At 59.7% G+C, this 21,132-nt stretch carries 20 protein-coding genes and 1 pseudogene; 9 read left to right on the forward strand and 12 right to left on the reverse strand.

Going from position 1 to position 21,132, the window contains the following annotated elements:
• From arsC to LFL96_RS34605, 3 genes and pseudogenes are all read left to right on the forward strand, one after another.
• Positions 1–828 carry an arsenate reductase (glutaredoxin) gene (gene arsC / locus LFL96_RS34595; protein WP_281004165.1) on the forward strand — a complete coding sequence of 276 codons (828 nt, stop codon included), beginning with the start codon at positions 1–3 and terminating at the stop codon, positions 826–828.
• A gap of 12 nt (positions 829–840) precedes the next feature.
• Positions 841–1,605, forward strand: coding sequence for an arsenical resistance protein ArsH (gene arsH, locus LFL96_RS34600; RefSeq protein ID WP_281004166.1), 765 nt, complete (start codon positions 841–843; stop codon positions 1,603–1,605).
• Positions 1,556–2,832, forward strand: a pseudogene (locus LFL96_RS34605) (MFS transporter). Before arsH ends, LFL96_RS34605 begins: the two are co-directional and overlap by 50 nt.
• On the opposite strand, the gene LFL96_RS34610 reads toward LFL96_RS34605, so the two are convergent.
• The 10 genes from LFL96_RS34610 to LFL96_RS34655 all read right to left on the reverse strand — a co-directional run bounded on the left by LFL96_RS34610 (position 2,829) and on the right by LFL96_RS34655 (position 12,846).
• Positions 2,829–3,242, reverse strand: coding sequence for a hypothetical protein (locus LFL96_RS34610; protein WP_281004167.1), 414 nt, complete (start codon positions 3,240–3,242; stop codon positions 2,829–2,831). The pseudogene LFL96_RS34605 and the gene LFL96_RS34610 sit on opposite strands and share 4 nt — an antisense overlap.
• Positions 3,220–5,211: an integrase gene (locus LFL96_RS34615; RefSeq protein WP_281004168.1), complete on the reverse strand. Its 1,992-nt coding sequence runs from the start codon at positions 5,209–5,211 to the stop codon at positions 3,220–3,222. Before LFL96_RS34615 ends, LFL96_RS34610 begins: the two co-directional genes overlap by 23 nt.
• A 4-nt stretch (positions 5,212–5,215) precedes the next feature.
• Positions 5,216–6,856 carry a site-specific integrase gene (locus tag LFL96_RS34620; RefSeq protein ID WP_281004169.1) on the reverse strand — a complete coding sequence of 547 codons (1,641 nt, stop codon included), beginning with the start codon at positions 6,854–6,856 and terminating at the stop codon, positions 5,216–5,218.
• Positions 6,853–8,052, reverse strand: a complete 1,200-nt coding sequence (locus LFL96_RS34625) for a site-specific integrase (protein ID WP_281004170.1) — start codon at positions 8,050–8,052, stop codon at positions 6,853–6,855. Before LFL96_RS34625 ends, LFL96_RS34620 begins: the two co-directional genes overlap by 4 nt.
• Positions 8,053–8,414: 362 nt before the next feature.
• Positions 8,415–9,752 carry a group II intron reverse transcriptase/maturase gene (gene ltrA, locus LFL96_RS34630; protein WP_280997543.1) on the reverse strand — a complete coding sequence of 446 codons (1,338 nt, stop codon included), beginning with the start codon at positions 9,750–9,752 and terminating at the stop codon, positions 8,415–8,417.
• A gap of 562 nt (positions 9,753–10,314) precedes the next feature.
• Positions 10,315–10,860, reverse strand: coding sequence for a single-stranded DNA-binding protein (locus tag LFL96_RS34635; RefSeq protein WP_281004171.1), 546 nt, complete (start codon positions 10,858–10,860; stop codon positions 10,315–10,317).
• 11 nt (positions 10,861–10,871) lie between these two features.
• The gene (locus LFL96_RS34640) at positions 10,872–11,741 is read right to left on the reverse strand and encodes a hypothetical protein (protein ID WP_281004172.1); all 870 of its coding nucleotides are present in this window, start codon (positions 11,739–11,741) and stop codon (positions 10,872–10,874) included.
• A gap of 8 nt (positions 11,742–11,749) precedes the next feature.
• A complete protein-coding gene (locus LFL96_RS34645) occupies positions 11,750–12,178 on the reverse strand; it encodes a hypothetical protein (RefSeq protein ID WP_281004173.1) in 429 nt (142 codons plus the stop codon).
• Positions 12,179–12,296: 118 nt separating this feature from the next.
• Complete coding sequence (locus LFL96_RS34650; protein ID WP_281004174.1) at positions 12,297–12,647, reverse strand: hypothetical protein; 351 nt, start codon at positions 12,645–12,647, stop codon at positions 12,297–12,299.
• The gene (locus tag LFL96_RS34655) at positions 12,628–12,846 is read right to left on the reverse strand and encodes a hypothetical protein (protein ID WP_281004175.1); all 219 of its coding nucleotides are present in this window, start codon (positions 12,844–12,846) and stop codon (positions 12,628–12,630) included. Before LFL96_RS34655 ends, LFL96_RS34650 begins: the two co-directional genes overlap by 20 nt.
• A 268-nt stretch (positions 12,847–13,114) precedes the next feature.
• Here LFL96_RS34655 and LFL96_RS34660 point away from each other — a divergent pair, with 268 nt between their 5' ends.
• From LFL96_RS34660 to LFL96_RS34685, 6 genes are all read left to right on the forward strand, one after another.
• Positions 13,115–13,825 (forward strand): nuclease-related domain-containing protein, encoded by a 711-nt coding sequence (locus LFL96_RS34660; protein WP_281004176.1) that lies wholly within the window; start codon positions 13,115–13,117, stop codon positions 13,823–13,825.
• Between the two features lie 250 nt (positions 13,826–14,075).
• Positions 14,076–15,347, forward strand: a complete 1,272-nt coding sequence (locus LFL96_RS34665) for a hypothetical protein (RefSeq protein WP_281004177.1) — start codon at positions 14,076–14,078, stop codon at positions 15,345–15,347.
• A gap of 58 nt (positions 15,348–15,405) precedes the next feature.
• Positions 15,406–16,593 (forward strand): FlhC family transcriptional regulator, encoded by a 1,188-nt coding sequence (locus tag LFL96_RS34670; protein ID WP_281004178.1) that lies wholly within the window; start codon positions 15,406–15,408, stop codon positions 16,591–16,593.
• Entirely contained in the window at positions 16,590–16,775 is a 186-nt protein-coding gene (locus tag LFL96_RS34675) for a hypothetical protein (protein ID WP_281004179.1), read from the forward strand. The genes LFL96_RS34670 and LFL96_RS34675 overlap by 4 nt, the downstream gene beginning before the upstream one ends.
• 12 nt (positions 16,776–16,787) lie before the next feature.
• On the forward strand, positions 16,788–17,153 hold the full coding sequence (locus tag LFL96_RS34680; protein WP_281004180.1) for a hypothetical protein: 366 nt from the start codon (positions 16,788–16,790) through the stop codon (positions 17,151–17,153).
• Positions 17,154–17,267: 114 nt separating this feature from the next.
• Positions 17,268–18,494, forward strand: a complete 1,227-nt coding sequence (locus LFL96_RS34685; RefSeq protein ID WP_281004181.1) for a CAP domain-containing protein — start codon at positions 17,268–17,270, stop codon at positions 18,492–18,494.
• Positions 18,495–19,249: 755 nt separating this feature from the next.
• Here the strand turns inward: LFL96_RS34685 and LFL96_RS34690 are convergent.
• Positions 19,250–20,467, reverse strand: coding sequence for a hypothetical protein (locus LFL96_RS34690; RefSeq protein ID WP_281004182.1), 1,218 nt, complete (start codon positions 20,465–20,467; stop codon positions 19,250–19,252).
• 8 nt (positions 20,468–20,475) lie between these two features.
• A complete protein-coding gene (locus LFL96_RS34695; RefSeq protein WP_281004183.1) occupies positions 20,476–21,129 on the reverse strand; it encodes a hypothetical protein in 654 nt (217 codons plus the stop codon).
• Positions 21,130–21,132 lie beyond the last annotated feature (3 nt).

Genomic DNA, 21,132 nt, shown 5'->3' on the forward strand with positions numbered 1-21,132 from the left:
ATGAGCGTCACCATCTATCACAACCCCGACTGTGGAACATCGCGCAATGTGCTTGCGCTGCTGCGTGAAGCTGGCGAGAACCCGCACGTCGTCGAATATCTGAAGACGCCACCTGATCGCGCAACGCTTGAGCAACTGATCGCTGACACCGGCATGGCGGTCAGGGACGTGCTGCGCATCAAGGGTACGCCTTACAAGGAACTCGGACTCGGGGATCCAGCATTGAGCGATGCCCAACTGATCGACGCGATACTTGCCCACCCGGTCCTGATGAACAGGCCGATTGTCGTGACGCCACGTGGCACGCGCCTTTGTCGGCCTTCGGACGCCGTGACCCGCCTGCTGCACCGTGTCCCCGGACACGAGATGCTGAAGGAGGAAGGCGTACCGTTCATCGTCGCCCGCGCCATTGACGGCAACGATGCCGGATTCGCCAATGCGTTGCGGGATGCCGACCTGCCGGGCGGCGACCTCGACGAACCGGGTCGCAGTTTCTTCGCGTTCAGCACCCTTGCTGGCTCGCACGTAGGCTACGGTGGATTCGAACATTGCGGCAACGATGTGCTGGTCCGGTCAATCACCGTAGAGCCGCAGCACCGCGGCAAAGGTATCGGCCGCAACCTGATCGCCGTACTTCTGCGCGAAGCGTTTGATGCAGGCGCCCGTACGGCCTGGCTGCTTACCACCAACACGACGGCGCTCTTCGAGAAGGCGGGATTCAAGCCGGTCGCGCGCGACGCCGCGCCTGCAGCAATCCTCGCGACCCGTCAGGCAACCGACCTGTGTCCAGCGACAGCCACGCTGCTCTCGCGTGCCATTACCCTGTAGTTCCTCCACACGATGCAGCCAGACCTCCCAAACATCAGCCTGTCCCATCTCGACACACCGGATCTTGCAAAGCTGGAACCGCCGGCGGTATCGCAACACCCACCTCGCATCCTGCTGCTTTACGGCTCGTTACGCCCGACGTCCTACAGCCGGCTGCTGACGCTCGAAGCCGAGCGCATCCTCCGCCAGTTCGGAGCCGAAACGAAGGTGTTCGACCCACATGATCTGCCGCTCGCTGATAGCGTCCCGGCTGACCATCCGAAGGTGGTCGAACTGCGCGAGCTGTCGATCTGGTCCGAAGGACAGGTGTGGTGTAGCCCCGAGCGGCATGGCGCACTGACGGGCGTATTCAAGAACCAGATCGACTGGCTGCCACTCGACTCCGGCAGCATCCGCCCGACGCAGGGACGCACGCTGGCCGTCATGCAGGTTTCAGGTGGTTCGCAGTCGTTCAACGCCGTCAACGCGCTGCGCGTACTCGGGCGCTGGATGCGGATGGTGACGATCCCCAATCAGAGTTCGGTGGCAAAGGCGTTCCAGGAGTTTGACGAGAACGGCCGCATGAAGCCGTCGCCGTACTACGATCGCGTGGTCGACGTAATGGAGGAACTGTACAAGTTCACGCTGCTCGTGCGCGACCGTTCGGACTATCTGACCGACCGCTACAGCGAACGCAAGCAGAAGGCCCCGGCAACCGTTACTGCGCTCGTAAGCGCGGCAATGAGTCATGAGCACAACACACAGAACGCCGACACCGACGACAGTGAAGTCGAGTAACGCGCCCGACACATCAGAGTCGCTGGCGACCTGGGCGCTCGCGCTCGCCCAACTGGTGTCGTGGGGCTCCGTCTATTACTCCTTCTCGCTAATCGTTGTACCGATGGAGCAGTCGATGGGCTGGAGTCGCACAGCAACGAACGCTGCACTCTCGCTCGGGCTGCTGGTTTCTGGCTTCGCCGCTTACCCGGTTGGCAAATGGATCGATCACGGTCTCGGTCGACGCGTGATGACCATTGGCTCCATCGTGGCTGCGGCCATGCTTCTCCTGTGGTCGGCAACGTCTTCACTGACGGTTGTGTTTGTTGCATGGATCGGTCTCGGGCTGTCGATGGCCGCAACGTTTACGATCCGCTCTTCGCGGTGCTGACTCACCGCTACCCGCAGCGCTACAGAGCCAAGATCACACTGGTGACGCTTGTCGCCGGCTTTGCGAGTACCGTCTTCATTCCGCTGACCCAGTACCTCGTAGGTGCGGCAGGCTGGAGACTCGCGTTGATCGCGCTCGCTGCCTGCAATCTGGCCATCTGCCTGCCAATCCACTTCGCCGCAATCCGTTCGTCGCGACTGGATGCGACGTCGGCCCACGCGAGCGCGGAGCGCAAGGCGGTCAACGATGTGGCCATGCGGCGCGCACTTCAAACACCGACCTTCTGGGCACTCGCCGTCTGCTTTGCGACCTACTATGCGACATTCACTGCGCTCACCTTCCATCTCGTTCCGCTGATGGTCGAGCGTGGTGTCGCAAACACGGTCCTCGTCATCACAATGGCGCTGATCGGACCCGCACAGGTCATCGCACGTGCTGTCTGGTTCATGTTCGATCGCAAGGTCAGCATCGCGACGGTCGGATTCGTCGTCGTCACGCTTTTTCCCGTATCGACGGTCATCCTCATCTTCGCCGGCAAGTCGGCCGCCCTGTTGTGGCTTTTCGCGCTGTGCTACGGCGCAGCCAACGGCATGATGACCATCCTTCGTGGAACTATTGTTCAACAGTTTCTGTGGACCGAAGGGTACGGCGCGATCAGCGGCATGCTGTCGTTCCCGTCGAACGTAGCCAAGGGCATCGCGCCAATCGCCGCAGCCGGCATCTGGGGCATCACCCGCAGCTACCCGGCAGTCGAATGGACCGTGCTCCTCGTCTCCCTGGTGTCGGCAATCTGCTTTTTCGTCGCGGCGCGCACCTCACCCGCCCAGATCCGGCAGGCCTCTGGTCAGTTGCCCTAACGCCGGCTCGCGCTGTCAAGGGGGAGATCAAGCTCATCGATGTTCAGCCCCTTTCTCGCGCAATGGAAGGCGATGCGCTGCCAGCGCTGAAGCCACTGCTGCTCGAGCGCTTCGTACTGGGTGATCCGCGCGCGCAGGCTCTCGATCGTCTGGTCAAGGTACTGGACCTCATCACCTTTAATGCGCGAGCGACGGGCCGGCATGGCAAGGGCCCGTTTAGCCTCGATATACGCCTGCCGGATTTCCGGATGACGGCTCAGTGCCTGCCGTGTAAATCCCCAGAAGGCCTCGACACGCTCCCATGTCAATTTTGCGCCGAGTTCGCCGTCACGCCAACGTTCGAGTTCGGCCACGATACCTGCCGCCTTGCGCTGTCCCAGTTTTCCATTAGCCCGTATGCTTTTCGGCACGGCCGCCTCCTTCGTTGATGTAGCGCAGAAGGTCCGGTTCGCTGACGTTGAGCGTTGCAAGCTGGGTTATCAATTGCGTGTACCGGGTGCGCAGATGCCGGAGCCAGTCCGGTGCGACCAGTGCCTGCATACCGATCTCTGTCTCGACGTTCTGCAGGCTGAGTCGCACGATCGCAGCCTGACGCTTCAGCTCGTCGGTCCGCGAGACGTCGCCCTTCAACCAGATGAATTCGTCGCAATTGACTGTGCACTGCAGATGCCTCGGACACGGTGCCATCTGGAAGTCGTGGATGCACATACCCGGTCCGACATCGTGTACAGCCTGAATGCGGGCGCTCAGAAACGTGTGAGCCAGTTCGACCGGCAACGCTTTCGCCATTTCGGGCACGATGCCACCCATGCGACCGTCTTCGATATCGGCTACAGCCCTGACGGCTCTTTGTGAGAGCGTGAGATGCTGGTAGGCACGGGTATCGGCTTCGTATTTGCGCCCGAACCACTTCGTCTGCACAAGATCCGGTGCACCACCCTCGTCGAGCAGATGGTTGAGGAAGTGGCGGAAGCCGTGAGAGTGCAGGTTGATCGGCCCGCCACGGCTGTCCCGCACCGCATAGCGCTCGAAGACAGACCGGATCTCCCCGCGCCCGCTCAGGAAGTCTCCTATTTGCTGATCTGATATTGGACGTGCTGCATACATCAATGTCGGCCTGTTACCTCGATGCATCTGGTTGGTGTAGCAGACGCACAGGGCCTCGTGCATTAGTACACCCTCACCCGGTGGTCCCGGAATGACAGGCAGTGTGCAGTGGTCGGCGAGCAGCCCCCGAAGAAGGCTATCGCGGCTGACGCAACAACTGCGCTCCCGTATTGAGAATGGAATCCGTCGTGCCTTGAGGAACTGTGCAATGCCTCGACTGCGAAGCCCAAGAATCGCGATCAACGACCTTCCGTCGATCTCTGTATCAGGCATTCTTCCAGATAGCAGACACCCCGTTTCATTGAACGCCCGGGCAACCTGTCTCGCGCCCTCTGTTGCCTCGTGCAGTTCGTTGAGTGCTTCCTCGATCAGCGTTACTGTCTCGGTAAGCAGGGGCTTGTCCTCCCATTCAACGCATATTTCGTCGGCCCTGCCTTTCAGGCGCGCATAGCGCAGAACCCTACTGCCGTCCCTGGCCGTTTTCAGGGGGTATTCAGGCAGCGTCAACATCTCGCCTACGCGTAACCCGGTGCAGACCATGATCGTGGCAATCAGAGTCATGATGCGATCACCGCTGACGCATTCGGATGACGATGCGCCACGCGGGATGTGCTGATAGAGATACCCGAGCGCGCGGATGGCGTCTTCGTCGGGGAGGCGATTCTCTGGCCCGGCATCTCGATGATCCTGCTCGACACGATCAGGCGTCAGCCATCTCGGACGGACTTTATGCCGGCATCTCCAGTCCAGACGCAAGCGGCAGAGTCCGTTACGATCCAGCGCGTCGGCAAACTCCTCTATATGCCCGAAGACCTTATACGCCGTCGACTCTTTCTCACGCCCTTGCACCCTTGCTGCTGCAGCGTCGAGATGATCGCAGCTCAACTCGCTGATGTCGTACTCGCAGTCGGCAAGCGCATCGAACACATAACGCGTTGCGCGCACGAATACCATGTGGCTATTCGATGACTGCCCTCGCTGACGATGTCTCAGACACACGAGTGACTTGACCACATCTCCAAACACGCCGTGCAGTGGAGCGCCCTGTAATCGATGTCCGGGACTGTGCCGGGTGAACACCAGCCTCTGCACCGGCTTGTCTATCTTGTAACCACGGGTGCGATGCCGGTAAGTCTCCGACACGTCCCAGACCGGACTGCCCCAGTCGACACCGGCAAACGGAACTGTCGATCTGGCCGCAGCCACGAGCGAAGCCTGATTGACCAGCCAGTTCGCCGACGGCGCACCCAATGCGCAGACGGGTGCCGCCATCGATTTACGCCTTTTTGCGGGGCTTGCGAACATGTTCTTCAACCTCCAGAACCACCTGCGCAACCGCATAGATAACGTCATCAAGCTGTATCGCTAGCCGCGAGCCATACCTGATCCGGCGATGCTCACGGCTGGCGAGAAGTTCGTTGAGCACAGCCTGATGGTCCGCCTCGACGTAAGGCTGGAATTTCGGACACAGATAGCAGGAGAACGGCGGATCAAGCGTGCACAGATTCTCCTGTCCGCATGCACCGATTTCGACCGGTCGCACCGCGGACACATCCCCTGTAAACCTGACACTTTTCTGTGGATCGGAGCCGTTCACAGCCCATCCGGCAGATGGCACGAGCGTGCCCCGGAACAACCTCATCAGCGGCCCAAGTTTCAACGCTGCGGCCTGATCAAGGATCGTGGTCAGTTGCCTGCCCTTCAGCGCGTAGTAGACCCTCACGTGCTGCGTATCCGAGTGATCGAGCATGACTGCGAGCACTTTTCGGGAGACACCCAGTTCGACCATTGTGGTGGCAAACGTGTAGCGCAGGCGCCGCGGCGTCACCCGCAGGGGTTGCATGGTACGCGGCGAGATCAATCCCGATCTCAACGAGAAGTATCGGAGCAGTTGACCGAACTGTCTGCATGGGATGTGATACGCGTATTCGCCGATATCTGTGCCGACGCACCACTTGTCCGGCCGCCTTCGCATGAAGAGCGGCCTTGGACAGTCACCGCAGTCAATCGACGCGTTACTCTCAATGAGATCCCGGAGCAGTTTCGCCAGATCGTCGCTAATACGCTCGTCTACGAAGACCTGGCGGGGGCGCATGCCGGACTTCTTGATGCGCGGAACGGACAGTACCCATTGAGGCGGGACGTCATATCCTTCAACGATGTTGCGAAGGTCCGTCTCTCGTAGCAGGCAGAAGTTCGCCGGATTCCTGCCAAGCGCCAGGCTGAGCGCAACGGCCGAGCGTTGCAGGAGGCGGGACCGTTTCATCGACTGGTCTGCGGCCAGAGCCTTGCTTAATAGCGTCACCTCAGTATCACAGAGCGGTCCACAATCCTCGTCTTCCAGCTCCACCGCCAGTCGCGAAGGTCGACCTGGAACCCAGATTTCGTTGAGCTCCAGCGCGAATTCGTCATCGAACCCGAGACACTGCAGCATTTCAGACGACCAGGCGTACCACAGACGCAAGTGATAGAAGTTCGACATCGCCTTGCGGGCCCGCAACGCCTGAATAGCTTTGACCACGAGGGTACGCAGAGCTGGACGCAACCTCTCCGGCTCATTGATGGTTTTCATCCTCTGCCAATGCGCTCGCAGTTCTTCGAACGACGCATTCGCACCGCGGCCACGGCCGCTTATAACCGCCGCGGTCCCGGACACCGCACCGGCGACGCTCGCGCTGGCCTGCTGCGTCAGCAGTTGCGCCGCCCATCGCCTCAGTGCATAGCTCACGATCAGATTGAAGTCAGCAAAGTCGCCCCAGTCGATAGACACATGATCCGTAACGGTATTGAGTCTCCAGCGAGATTCAGCCATATCGATACGCCGACCGTCCCGGTCAATGACAGAATCGGGCAAGGCTGGCAGGTTAAACCGGGCGAGCGTTCCGAGCATCGCCTGGTTGACGTCACCGTTCGTCACGTAATGCTCCTCAACGCGTCCCGGCCGAAGAGTGAGGTCTGGTAACGCAGGCTGATCTCATACGATTCCCGTCGGATAGCTGCATCGATGTAGGGTGTCACCGAACCAGATGAACGCCAGCCAAAGAAGTACATCATGTCCTTGTCGATGCGGTCCTCGTCCACGCCGTTACGCTGCGCTGTCGATCGGAAGTTGGTCGCGCACGTGCTTCGCAGGGAGTGGGGATGCAGATCGACGAACTCCGGGTGGACGTGCCCGACCTGGTCGAGCAGCCCATTCACACGCGCAAGGCTCATCGGCTGCCCGTTGCGGCTCAGGAACAGATATGGACTTCTGTTTGCGCCGGCGATCAGCCGCCGCACTTTGCAGATGTACACGTTCAGATATCGGGCAAGCGATACGTCGCACGGCAGATGCCGTGATTCGGTTTTTACCTGTGGCTCGTGCCTGCGCGGATCAACCGGATCGTCGGGCGAGCGCTCGACCTGGATTTCGGGAATGGCCCTGGATAGAAGGCAGTCAGACAGGCGGAGTTTGAGCAGCTCACCTCGCCTGATTCCGAGCGTGACGAGCATCAGCACAATCAGGAAGTTGCGCTCGCGATAAGGCTTCTTCCAGGGATTTTCAACCGAGTCTGGATGGCAGACCTGCAGCAGGCGCTGCAACTGCTCATCCGTGAGCGGCGTGGCATGCACGGCAGTCGGCAGGCGTGTTCGCGCTGCTGTTGCGACGCTCCGTCGAATGACTTCCAGTCGCTCCCGCGCGTCGGCGAGCTGCTGACTGCCTGCGGCCATCATCGCCATTGCGCATTCAAGGTGCCAGACGATGCAGCGCAAGGTGACATTAAGCCGGAACACTACCGTGCCAGGCGAGACGACCAGCTTGCGGATCTTGCCTGCAGTCCTGAAGTTGCGACGCAACCACGGATAGAGCCTGCTGACGATTTCATCCGGGGACAGGCCATCCCCTGACACGAGCCGCGCCTCAAGCGGAAACGCCTCATTGGACGCCCACTGCCATACACATCCGAGAACATAAAGCGTCTTGACGAGACTGCTAACCGCGAGCCGCGGTCGCAGCCTCCGGATCACATAGTTGTTTAGCCACGGTATGGGTTGCCGCTCGGCGTCCAGCAGGATCGGCAGGCGTTCGCCGCCCGGATGCCGGACCGTGACCACGTGGAATCGGGCATGCATCGGCTTCTCCCTGATGCTCCCGATCCAACGTAGACGATGTTTACGACATTTTCGTGGCAGCGCCCGGCGAACCGCACCGGTCCGCACCGCCTGCGCCCGAAGTTGACGGCAATAGTTACGAACAGAAAATCACCGGCGGCCGCGGTACCCCTCCGGTAAATGTTGCGGATCAGGAAACGCCCTGAATCCCAGATACAAAAAGAAAAACCCCGCACAAAGGCGGGGTTGATCTTTACATTCTACGGTTACGAAATCTCGTAGAGTAGGTCTCAAGTTTGAAGTGATCTCCCCAGCGACCTCTCGTCAAACCGTGCTTGCAGTTTTCCCGCACACGGCTTTCCGACTGCCTTCAGCCAGCAGCGTTACAACGGCACAGGGCGTGCATACCGACTTGATTCCTCTCCGGTCACCGACAGGCCATACAACTTGAAGAGCCCGTGGTAATCATAGAACCAAGATGGCGGGTGGTCCCTCCACCCCTTAGCTCGCTTCTTGTGCTTCTTCCGAAGCATGATGCAGAGCGTCCACGTCGTGTAGTTCGCGATGCTCAAGAAGTGCTTCCTTGAGTTACCCGTCTTGAAGTAGTTTCCCCAGCCGCGAAGAATCGGATTGACCTTCTCCTTGATGAGCTGCGGCAGATTCCAGTGCTGCCCTGTTCGGACAACCTCCCGAATCTTCTTCTTGACCGACTTCATCGCCTTGGGCGAGGGGTAGTAGTACGACTTGAGCTTGCCCGTCACCTTCGACGGTTGGGCTACAAATCGGTGACCCAGAAAGTCGAACGGCTCCTCCCGGGCATCTACTATCCGTGTTTTCTGCGCATTGAGCGTGAGACCAAGACGATCCAGCACTTTCTTGGCCTCCCCCAGATAAAACTCGGGGTTCTTGTTGCACAGAATTACGAAGTCGTCGGCGTACCGCACAATGTGAGCATCGTACGGCCGATTAGCAAACGCCTTCTTCACCCATGTGTGATCCAGCCAGTGCAAGTAGAGGTTTGCGAGCAAGGGAGAGATAACTCCCCCCTGTGGTGTCCCGGTCGTTTCCGTCCGGACTCGCATATCCTCCATCACACCTGCTTTGAGCCACATTTCGATCAGTTTTACAACAGACCGATCTATGACCTTGGATCGCACTGAAAGCAGCAGTTTGTCGTGTGGAATCGTATCGAAATAAGCCTTCAGATCCGCATCCACAACCCAATGGCATTTGAAATTCAGCCATTTGTAGACTTCCCGCAGGGCCTGTTGCGCACTCTTCCGAGGGCGAAAGCCATACGAAAAATCCTTGAAACTCGCCTCGAACATAGGTTCGATAACAAGCTTCACTGCTGCCTGAACCACGCGATCGGCAATGACTGGTATGCCCAGCGGTCTTTGCGATCCATCGGCCTTAGGGATATACACCCGTCTAACCGGTAGAGGCTTGTACCGCTTCGCTTTGAGACGTGATTGGATTCCATCCAGAAAATCGCTAAGACCGATTTCGCTTTCAATTACGTCGAAAGTTTGTCGGTCGATGCCAGGGGCACCTTTGTTGGCTTTCACCTGTTGGTACGCCGACCACAGCACATCGCTTTGGCACACTTTGTCATATAACGCACCGAATTTTCGCGTCGGATTCGTCTTGGCTGCCTGGTATAGCTTTCGTTGCAGTACTCGCACACTTTCTAACGGCGTGTTTTTAGCTTTCGCAATCACGCAGTGCCTCCTACAAAAAGAGCATGACAGAAGCAGAGGCCCTTCCCTCCGGCAAGGTTATGTTGTCCTTGCCATCAACAGTACTATGACCTCCTCCGACTTCTCTATCCCGCGTTTCTCCGAACTTCGGCGGTTACCTTATATCGTCGATTACGTGGCGGGTTAAGCCACGACGGGTAGAGATCTCGTTCGTTCCGCTCAGTGCTTTATATGCATCCCATCCTCAATACCCCGAGTTCCTATCATGGCTTCAAGTGGTTAGTTAATCCACCATGACTCGCTGGCCTTCGCCCCCGTTCTAGAGGCTCGGCGGAACCACCCTACACCACACCACTCCCAGCATACTCGTGTGGCTGACATTTACGAGGCTTGTTCAGGTTCACTTTCGTTACGGGCTGCATATTTGCGCGCTCCCACTGACTGGGTCGGGGGACACGTTTATCCGGCGTTGCTCCCATGTTTCAGTCGCCATCCACATGTACGCCATCGCTACGCAGTCAAACTAACCAACTACTGCGACAGGACTCGCACCTGTTAGACACTGAGCAGCTTACCGAACCGCTCAGAACGGGATATCGTCATCCATCTCATCGAAACCGCCGCCGCGCGGTGCACCCCCGCCAGGGACACTTTGCGGTGCGCTTTGCGGCCGGGACTGCGTCGACGCCGCCCGCTGTCCAGCGGCCGTGCGACTTGCCGGCTGCTGTTGAGCGCGCGAGCGACCAGACTGTTCGAAGCCACCGTCGCTCTCATCGCTTTCGCGCTGGGCGCCACCGCGACCACCGAGCATCTGCATCTGATCCGCGACGATCTCCGTCGAATAACGATCGGTGCCGTCCTGCGCCTGCCACTTCCGCGTACGGATGCGGCCTTCGAGATAAACCGATGAGCCTTTCTTCAAATACTCGGAGACGATTTCGGCGAGGCGTCCAAAGAATGAGACGCGGTGCCATTCGGTTGCTTCCTTCATCTCGCCCGATGCCTTGTCCTTGTAGCGATCGGTGGTGGCGAGCCGGATGTTGGCCACAGCGTCGCCGCTGGGCAGATAACGTACTTCGGGGTCCGCGCCGAGATTGCCGACGAGGATGACCTTATTGACTGAAGCCATTGAGAAAGTCCTTAGAGTGAAATTGACCACAGCCACTTGTCCCAGAGCACGGGCGCGCCGTTTCTGGTTTTGGGTGTGCCGTCGGAATTGAATGCCTGCACCTGGATCTTGCGCAGGCGCCGCACGGATACGACATCGCCAACCTGACAGCCGGATTCGCATATCGCATCCTTCAGGCCTTCGCCTTGCAGGACACGCTCGCCCGATAGCGTCTGGAGTCGAAGCGCAAATGAGGTGTAGAAACGTGCACCGCCTGGTTGACGACGAGGAAATTGCTCCTCGCCCCACGCGACGATCGTTCCCGAAACAGTAGCCGTCTCATTGCCGCCGTATTGCGATCTGGCCTGACGTGCAGAGAAACGCGGTACGTCCTCGTCGCCCTTTTCATCTGGCATCAACTGTTCGCGCGGCGACGCCGCACGGTTGCCCCCGAAGTTGCCTGCAGGATTGCTCACGGCCGGCGACATCGGCGCCGGAACGCCGCGCTGACCGTGGCCGCGAATCGCTTTTGCGATCGCTTCCTTGAGACTGCAGCGATGCGTCGCGGCCTCGGTCCAGTGTGGCGCAAGTTCCGGCAGCACCTTGATGCCGAAGTGGGTCTCCTGCATCGCTTCGTCGAACGCCGGAATGAATTGAACGACGCAGTCCCCCTCGTCGACGAACAGATTGGGAACACCAGCGATCGTGACGTGGGCTTCGTTCGTTGCGCCTTGTCCTATCACGCGGGGCGCGGGTTGAACGACGGTCGCTGTTGGCGTTGCTGACGGCGCGGACCAGGTAGGGGGTTTGGCCGTCGGCGAAGTCGCTTGCGGCAGGTTGTTCGACTTGCCTGGGAAGATATCCGCAAGGACTCGGGTGAAAAAGCTGGCTGCGTTCGACATGTCCCCTCCTACAGCAATGTGCCGAGGCACATCGCTTTCAGTTCGGCCAGATCGCGCGCGAGCAACGGCGTGCTCATGATCACGTCCTGCATCGTCTCCGGGTCGACCCCGCTGACCTTGCAGACGTAGACATAGGGCAGTGCGCCATCCCAGTAACCCATGATCCAGCCCAAGGTTGCACGATAGTCAGCAACGTCAATCCTGCGATTGCGAAGACGCTCGGACAGAAGCGTCGCGCAATCCATCAGCGACTCGGGCATGCTGTCGCCGCGCCGGCTGTCGCTGGCGAGCGAGATCAGCGCGTCGACCATCCGCTCACGGACGGACTCGCTCCACAGATGCGGATCGGGAAGAGGATCAGGCTTGATCGGGGGCGTAACGACTGGCGAGGATTCGCCGAACATGTCGAGCTGCCAGGCAGCCGCATGAGGATTCATGAGATTGCTCCGGTGTTTCCGGCAATCTCAATGCCCGTTTCCGGGAATGGGATTCCCGGAAAGGGTTGAGGCGTTACCACCGTGATCAGTTCACGGTGGTAACGCGGTGGTCAGGCGCCTAGTCGCGGGTGCCTGTTTTCAACGGAATGACGACAGCCGATTTCGCATACTGACGTTTCGGTGCCGGTTGGGGCGCGTCCGCTGGTGCTGCGGGAGCCGCGGCAACACCGGTCGCGACGGCGGGTGCTACGGGAACGACGGGAGGCGCCGATTCCGCGCGTGCCGCCTCCGCTTCAGCAGCCGCAAGCGTTTTCGCCTGCTGTTGAATAGCCTTACGAACCCACGCATAGCCGAGGAACGCGAGGAAAATAGCCACGATGAGCGATGTCGCCGCCAGGTAGACCACGAGGCACAAGGCCAGCAGCTTCCACGGTGTCTTGATCGCATCTTTAAAAAGCAGCTTCACCATTTTTCTCTCCAGAAAAATAAAACGCACAGGAAATGTCCAGACGACGTCTGGAAGGCTTCGATGCTCGGTCGAGCAGGGAAAACCGGCGCGAAGCGCTTTCGTGCACGTCGATCACGACCGGCACGAAAAAGCTCAACGACGGTTCAGAGAAATTCCGGGCAGATGTGCCGCGTGGAAGCACGGCGTCGCGCCATGCCATAAGTCGATGCGTCGTCCGACGCGGGGATACGACAAGACTAGGTCCGCGGATACGCAAACGGCGACCGAATGCTCGCGAAACGCATGCAGCTTTGCACGCCGCACGGCATACCGAAACGCGCGCCGCTTCCTTAACCCGAAAGCTATACGTTTTTTCGGGTCATTTCGCCTAAGTCCGCCCAACGTGTTGGACGCACTAGCGAACGGCCGGCGCTTGACTTCTATTTTTCATCGACAAACTGAACTCACCACAACCTGCGGAGTTCACCATGTACGGATATGCGTTGCTGATCGTCGTCTGCTTCTTCGTCTACCGCACCCTTTCTAGCAGGCGACCGACGCAGTTGCGCCCAGTCGAGCCACCTGTCCCGCGCTCAGAGGCGCTGGGCGATGCGGGAGAAGCGATCGCCGACGCCGAGATACGGCGCGTGCTCACCTGGCTGTGTGGCGAGAATTATTACCTGCACCAAGGTGCGGTCCTGCTGCATCACGCGCCCGGTACCGCCTATCCGACTGCGGAAATCGACCACCTCGCCGTCACACCGTTCGGTCTCTTCGTGTTCGAAACAAAAAACTGGGCGGGTCGGATCGAGCCCGGCCCGGACAGCGACACGGTGACTCGTATCGCCGCCGACGGCACGCGCGACGTGCGGCGATCGCCGCTGCGGCAGAACCGTTCGAAGGTCGCCTTCCTCCGAAGTGTGCTGCCCGGTATGTGGCCGGTGCATGGTTTCGGTGTGTTTGCTTCGCCGTCGTCCGTCCTCTCTCCCGAGCTGCCTCCCGCGCTACTGCGCATCGACGATATCGCCCAGCAAATGCGAATGTGTAAAGCGCGATTTGAGGAGTCTGGTCAGCGCTCGCTAGATATTCAATTGGCATGGTCAGCGGTCCTGTCCGTGGGGGAGTTGTGCCCGTTGGCCCTCGCCGAGCACCGTTCCCGCGTGCGCATGGACGACAAATCTCGACACGCTTTTTCCTAAAGATCAAGGCGTCTCTGCCGTTTGTAAGGCATCTCCTCCGGGAGAAATTTCCGCTTCGACGGCAAAAGCTACACATCTTTACGCATCTTTCGCCCTTTTCAGAAGAAAGACCGGGCGTATTCTTATGATCAAAGACGGGCCAACAGTTCGCGGCGAATGTTACTGAATGTGTCTTTCGAAACTATTCGTAACGCGTCTTCGTCCCGCCGGATTGCGAATGCGCCCTCATCACACTTAATGGATCAGCATCATGAGCACTAGCAAAGGCATCCTCTCTCAGAACAATCCGTCCGCTGAATTTGATCCCACGCGACTCGAAGGCGCGTCCGGCTCGCTGCCCGCGACTGAGCCGCCGGGTCATACCGCTCCGACCTTCGGCAATTTCGTCCCGACCGAAGGCGAAATCAGCGCTGCCGCGCGGTCGCTGTTTGGGACGGAAATCCCCGAGTCCGCCATCCGGACCATCATTCAGGAAAGCGAGGAGGTCGCTCATTCAACGCGCAAGATTCTGCTGGAGCATATGCGTATCGGTGGCTACTACGTCCACATCCTCACGACCGTCGTCAACTCCTTCATTGCGTCCCAAGGCGATCGCAAGGCGGTGCGCGACAAGGCAGCGCACCTCGCCTACACGTACATCCAGCGCGTCCACCAACACTCGAAGTCCTCTGTCGGCGTGTACACCCGGATCTACGACAAGTTTGCAAGCAACAGCGCCGCCGTGCAGTCGCTCACGCGCGCGGACATGGCACTACTGATCCGCAACGACACGCCGGACGAGCTGGTCGACCTCGTCATCAATGCAAAAACCGGGAACCCGGAGATGCCTCACAAAGAGGTCAAGTTGCTCGTCGAGAGCTACCGCAAGGCGCAGGACGAAGTCGCCGCAGCGAACAATCGGCTCGAGACAATGAATATCGAGCTGTCCAATGCGGGCCAACAGCTTGACGAGGAGCAAAGTGAAAACAGACGCCTTCGCGAGGAGCGCGACCGACTGCAGGCGAGCATCGATCAGGACCGCCGTGCGGCCGACGCGATGAAGAACGTCCTGGCGAGCCACGGAGAGTCTGTCAGCGCGTTGCAGCGTGAACTGTCGGAGCGCGAGCGAGAATTGCGGAACCTCCATCAGCAACTGGCGGACGCGCAGGCGAAGACGCGCACTGAGCAGGTCGAGGTTCCGAAGGTTCCCGACGGCTTCAAAACGATGGAAGATGCGATTGAGGACCAGATCCGCCGCAAGCGCGAAATTACGTCGACGCTTGAGACAAAGCAGGATGAACTCGTCGCGGCCGAACGGGCACTCGCCGAGAAGAACGCCGAGATCGAGGCAAGTCTGCGCGCCGAGCAGGAAGTCAACGCGTTGATCGACAAGTTTGGCGCGTTCACCCAGCAATTCACTACGGCGCAGTTGCTCGTCACGGCGGAAGGCAGCCCGACCCGATATCTTCCGCTTTTCCAAGGGCTGGCCGATCTCGTCGGCAAGTTCCATTCCGAACTCGTCGCCGTCACGCGGGCCGCCTGAGATCCCGGCCTGGGCTGGCCGCGAATCAGAGACAGAGAGAACCACAGATCACCGAACAATGAACGCAAAAGAAAAATATCTCGCCGTCGAGCGCCTGCATGTCCCTGACTGGCAGACAGATCAGATTCAGAGCGCGAACTTCGACTTCGTCGAATTCATGCGCTGGCTGCTCACTAGCGAAAGCCGCTTTAACGAGATCTTCAAGGTCGAGCGCAAGGAGATCGAGCACCTGCGTGTGAATCAGGCATCCTTGCGCAGCCTGCTGCGAACACCTTTCCTTATGGTGGCGCCCACCCTGACGACGGTCGAAGACTGGCGGTGCTTCTTCGAAGAGACGCCAACGACGCTTGCGGTCGACCGTCTGCGCGCGATGCTTCCCCCCGTCGAAGGCATCGAGTTGTACTCGATCCGCAGCCACAATCTGCGATTCATGACGCTAGTGAGCAACCTGATCCACACCAGCGTGCTCGCCGCGCCGCTGCTCGGCATCACGCCCGAAGTGGCCGATTACCTCGGCTCTCTTCGCGGAAGCCAGATCCGGCTCGCGCTGGGACGTATCGGCGGCCTGCCCCTCTTCCGCTGGAGGTTCACGAGCCCGACATTCTGGTATGAGTTCACGGCAGATACGTTGACGGATGAGTCCGTCGCGCACCAGATCATGCTCACTGCGCCGCTCGATACGGCGAAGCCGACACGCATTCTCGGTTTCTCGGAGCTGCGGATGGAGCGCTGGCAAAAAGAGACATTCGCCTCCGCGATGATGGCGCACGGCCTGCGCGCCTCGACCGCTTCGGACGTTTTCACGCTCAATCCCAACAAGATGCGCGCCCGTTTCGTTGAGATTCACGGCAAAAGCTCCCCATGCGGTAACCGCGCAATGTCGCTGACGTGGTTTGTCGAAACTGCCGCACAGCGACTGCACGCGACGACCTACATCTGGCTATACCGTAAGGCGATCGCGCGCGGCGCCAGTGCAGCCGAAGCACTGATTGCCACGCACGACATCTACTCGCGCCTATTCGGCGGCACACCGCTAATTTCGGCTGATCGCGCGTACAACCTGACGAGTGCAATGGCGGCCGACACGCGATTAACCACAGCGCCTTGCCGTTCCTGCGGAACGCACTACGTGGTTTCGAACAGCGATGTGCGCGTGGAGATGCATCACAGTTTCACGTGTCCATCCTGCGCGCAGGAGCTCGGGCCGCGCCGCAAACGCGCGCGCAAAGCGAGGGGCGCAGCATGATCGGCACGGCTCCGCAAATTCCCGATGACCTTCCGGCAGGGTTCGTGGTGATCAGCGCCGACGGGCGGGTGCAGTTCGGCTGGCAAAACCCTGAGACTGGTCAGTTCTTCGCCGAGTCCGACGGATCGTGCATCGTCAATGCGATCGGTGCGATCGCGTGGGCCAGCGACCAGATGCATTAGAGGAGGATGGGCATGGACGATTTCGACTACGTCGTACGAGACAGCAATGCTGCCTGGCTGGACGGCCGCGGTGACGGTCGCTTCGAACGCTATGAGAGCTTCTATCAGGACTCGCGCGCGAAGCAGGCTGATGAATTCGATCTGGAAAAAACCAACGAAGCGTTCGCCAAGGTAGCCGGACGCAGCCCGTCACGCTTGTTCGCTCTCGCGTCCTCGCCGAACTTCGCCAGGCTCGCGATCGCTCTGCTTGCCGTCTTTATCACTTCGCGCACCGTTCCGTTGGTAGCCGTGAAACTCCCGTATGCAACTGCGTGCATGCTGGCTGGAGCATTGGTCGCGTTGCGGATTTTTCATCGGCGAAAGCGCAATCGGAAATGAGACGCCGAAGTGAACCCTAGACCCGCCGCCTGGCGGGTTTCTTTTATGCGGAGGACATACAGCTCAAGTACTACTGGAGATTACCGATAACTTTACAATGCCGACGCGCTGGAAGTGGGCATTTATGCGAAATCGGGCTTCACGACGCTCCGAGTGGTGGGGAAACTTGACTTCCATCTGGCGCGTGTAACCTGGAAATACGGTCGTGCAGTGGGCGCGACCCTTGATAGAAAGAACGAGGAAAAAATGCAGAACAAGAAAATAACTCTCACGACCCTGTCGCTCGCTGCACTGATGACACTCGCAGCCTGCGGTGGTGGCGGTGGCGGCAGTAGCGCGAGCAATACGGGCACCACAGCGCCAGCAACCGGCAGCAGCACACCGGCGTCAAATGCGGCCTCGCCCGCGACGTCCGTGCCGGCGCCGACGTACGCGAGTGCGTCGACGCAGTCGGCTGCCTTCAACGCATTGAATAACTATCGGCAAGCGATGGGAGTCGGCCTGCTTGCACAGGATGCTGTACTCGACACGTCTGCGCAATCACACGCGGCCTATCTCAACGCAAACCTTGCTAACGGCAACATCACGGCTCTTTCCCACAACGAAGTATCCACGTTCACAGATTTTTACGAAGTGACTCCGCTGAGTCGTGCGCGCAAAGCCGGTGCGCCCGCAACTGAATGGATCTGGGAGGACATCGCTGCTGGCCAAGCGCAAGCCAACGCGGCAGCATACGCTTCGGACTGTGTCGGGCAGTTTTTGAATACGGTCTACCATTTGCAGGGTGTTACAAGCGTCCAGCAAACGATCGGCATCGGGTTCCAACAGAACACGAGTCAGGGAACGTACGCATGTTCGTTAGACTTCGGTGAAACGACAGGCGTCAGCGGCAATCCGTCGGACAATAGCGTGAACCTTTCCGCGGGCCAACAAATGCCCACTACGGCAATAGCTATTTCGCCTCTTCCCGGCGAGACGGGCGTAGCGCGTCTGATGACTGCGGAAACGCCGAACCCTGCGCCGGACCTGTCCGCCCCCGGTCGACCTGTTCTGGTGCGCGTCACGGCGATGAATCAGGGTGACGTGCTGACCGTCCAGAGCTTCACCCTAACGTCCGCGGGTGGCACGGTTGTTCCTGCCCGGGTGATCGTTCCCTCCGCAGCGCTAAGCGGCTCGACGTCCGGCGTCACGGCGGACGTCAATAACGAACTGTTCCAAGGTGTTGCCGTTCTGCTCCCCTTAGCGGCGCTGGCGCCGAACACCACCTACTCCGTCAAATTGAACGCGTCGCGAAATGGCTCGCCGATATCCAAAAGCTCGACGTTCACAACCGGAAATTGATCAAAAGCCGTATTTGTAAAAACGCGTGCAGGGTAGCCTGCACGCGTTTTTTTTAACGCCCGGATGCGCCTACGTCGTGTGTACACTGGCGTGGCGGCCACGAGGCGGGTGGGTAGTTTGGATCTGCATAGCCTCCGTAAAGCGAGGCGGCTGGCACATCCCAGTTATCGCCCAACACGTCGGCAAAGAAGCGTCCCATCGAATCTTGCGAGACACTGTAGGCAGCGGTTGGACTCGCCATCTGATAATACGAAACGTATCCGTCCGCGTAGGTTGCCTGATAGACGAGGGCTGACATCGTTCCATCCTGAGTTGGGGCGTACCATCCACACTGAACGGTGACAAAGATGCTGTTAACCGCGACAAGCGCAGCACCGTTATGCGTCGCCATCCCCGTCTGTGGACTCGGCAAAGGGTTCGCACAACTCGGCGCGCCCCAAGCGCTTCCCTTCCAAGTTGGCGCAGACGTCTGCGTATAACCAGTCGGGCATGTGGGCGGCGCCTGATAATTGCACTGCGGCGCCGAGTACCGAGAGCCTATCCACTTGGCCGGCACGAGCGTGGTCCAGCCAGGCGCGGACGAGCAAACCGGCGCAACCTGCGGAGATGCACGTATGGGTTGGATGCACGTATTGTCTTCATAACCGTACACGCAGCCGTATGGCGCAGCCATCGCCGAGTAGACCTGTGCCATGAGCGTAGTGGCGATCGCCACTCCAGATAAAGTCGTTGCTCTGTTCATCTTGATTGTCCTGTCATGAAGCGCAATACGTCGCAGCTACGCCGACGGCGGAAATTGGAGATCCGACTCCGTCTACCGCGTTAAGTGTCCACGGACCTGCGCCTTGCGTGACCCAGCTCACTACTGCCGTGTTGTCGACGTAGAAGTTTTGCGTGCTGACAACGATCTTCGGCGCCGATCCGGCGGAACAGACCGGAGCGGGTACCACTGTCCCGTTATAGACCGCGTATGTCTGATATAGCGTCCACGGACCACTCATCGGAATCCAGACGTTATCGAGACAATTCAACTGCTGTCCCGTGCCATCTGAGTTACCGGCGATGTCGCCATTTCGAGCACAGAAGGCCCGAGGCACGGCAAGGTTTGCAGCGTGAATGGTTCCAGACGACGTTACCGCGCCGACGTTGACGGGCGCGTAGAGATTTGTGCCCGTCTGGATTACCTGAAGGGCACCATCCTGATAGATGTTCGTGTTCCCGGCGCCATCGTTACCGATCGAAGTCTGCCGCGGTCCATTGGCGGCGATCAGCGCACCGGCCTTCACCGTGCCAGTTGCGTCCATACTGTTTACGTTGTGAAGACTCACGCCATTCACATTCTGGTCCCCCGTCCACGTAAGGCTACCGTCGCGTCGGATATAGACCGAGTTGCCGTCGGAGTCGAGCGCGTTGGTTGCGACGATCGCCGCTGGCGGATTGCCCGGTAGCGGGTTCGGGGTATGCCACGAGCCGTTCAGCCCTGTCACGGTCGCAGCGTTCTGGTAGTTCGAGTAACCAAAAGCGTTGCCGCCCGCCTGCGCGATCTGCGACGCGCCAGCGACGTCGGGCTGTCCGAGCTTCAGCAGCGGCTGCGACGGATAGAATGTATATGCGACGTGGCAGTTGCCTGCGGTCGCGGTACAGGTCGCCGGCACCATCGTCATCGCAATGGTGTACGTTCCGCCCCAGAAAGGCCCATTGCGGTGCGGCTGCTTGAGGTTGCCTGCGGTGTAAAGCTGGTCAATCGTCGGCGGCGTAAGTGTCGCTGAGCCCGTCGAAGCGAATTGCGCGAGCAGCGATGCATAGTTGTCGGTCACCCAGCTCGCAAGCGCCGCGTTGATGACCGCTTCGTTCTGCCCTTCGGCCGCGAGCTGCTGCGCTCGACGATGCGCGAGATCCTCCCTGATGCCCTGCATCGTCAGCCACGCGGCGGCCGCAAGGACAACCGCCATTTCGATAATGCTGCCGCCCATGATCGCCCTTACCCCGCCTTCGACACGTACATCTGCACCGCTGCGGTACCGCCCGCCGAGGCGCACGCGGTCCCGGCCGTGCTGCTGTTGAACGCGACGTTCGGGCTGTAGATAGTCGTTCCGTTGATCACCACCTGCGAGTAGGCCGACGCGAGCGCACCCGCACTAAGCGCACACACCGCGGCGGGCACCGGGTAGCCGAGGATCATCGCGTCGTTGGTCGTAACCAGTGTGCCCGTCGTAGCCGACAGTGCTCCGCCGAAGAGACCCCGCACGCTTGCCCCGCCTGCCGCGACGCGCGAGCCAGCGACATCGAACGCGTGGTTCTGTGCGAGCGTCTGCAACGTTTCACCCGAAAAATCGACGTCGGTGTTTGTCGCATTCAGCACGCCGGAATGAAACAGCTGCGCTTCGCTCTTGAACGACGACGCGCGCACGAGGTTGTAGACGTATGACCCGCCGGCGTAAGCCGCCAGCGCGAGCAGCGCCGCGCCCGCCAGCACGGCGCCCGATTCAATCATCGACAGTTCGCCCGACTGCCTGCGGCGGCGACCCATCTCGATGTGCCGTGCTTTTCCTGCCTCGCGATCCGCGCAGTGCAGCCGCATGACGTTCTTCGGGAGCGTGGCGACCGCTGCGCTGGACTTCTTGTTCTTATGCATGGT

The organism is Paraburkholderia sp. D15 (assembly GCF_029910215.1).
Lineage (GTDB): Bacteria > Pseudomonadota > Gammaproteobacteria > Burkholderiales > Burkholderiaceae > Paraburkholderia.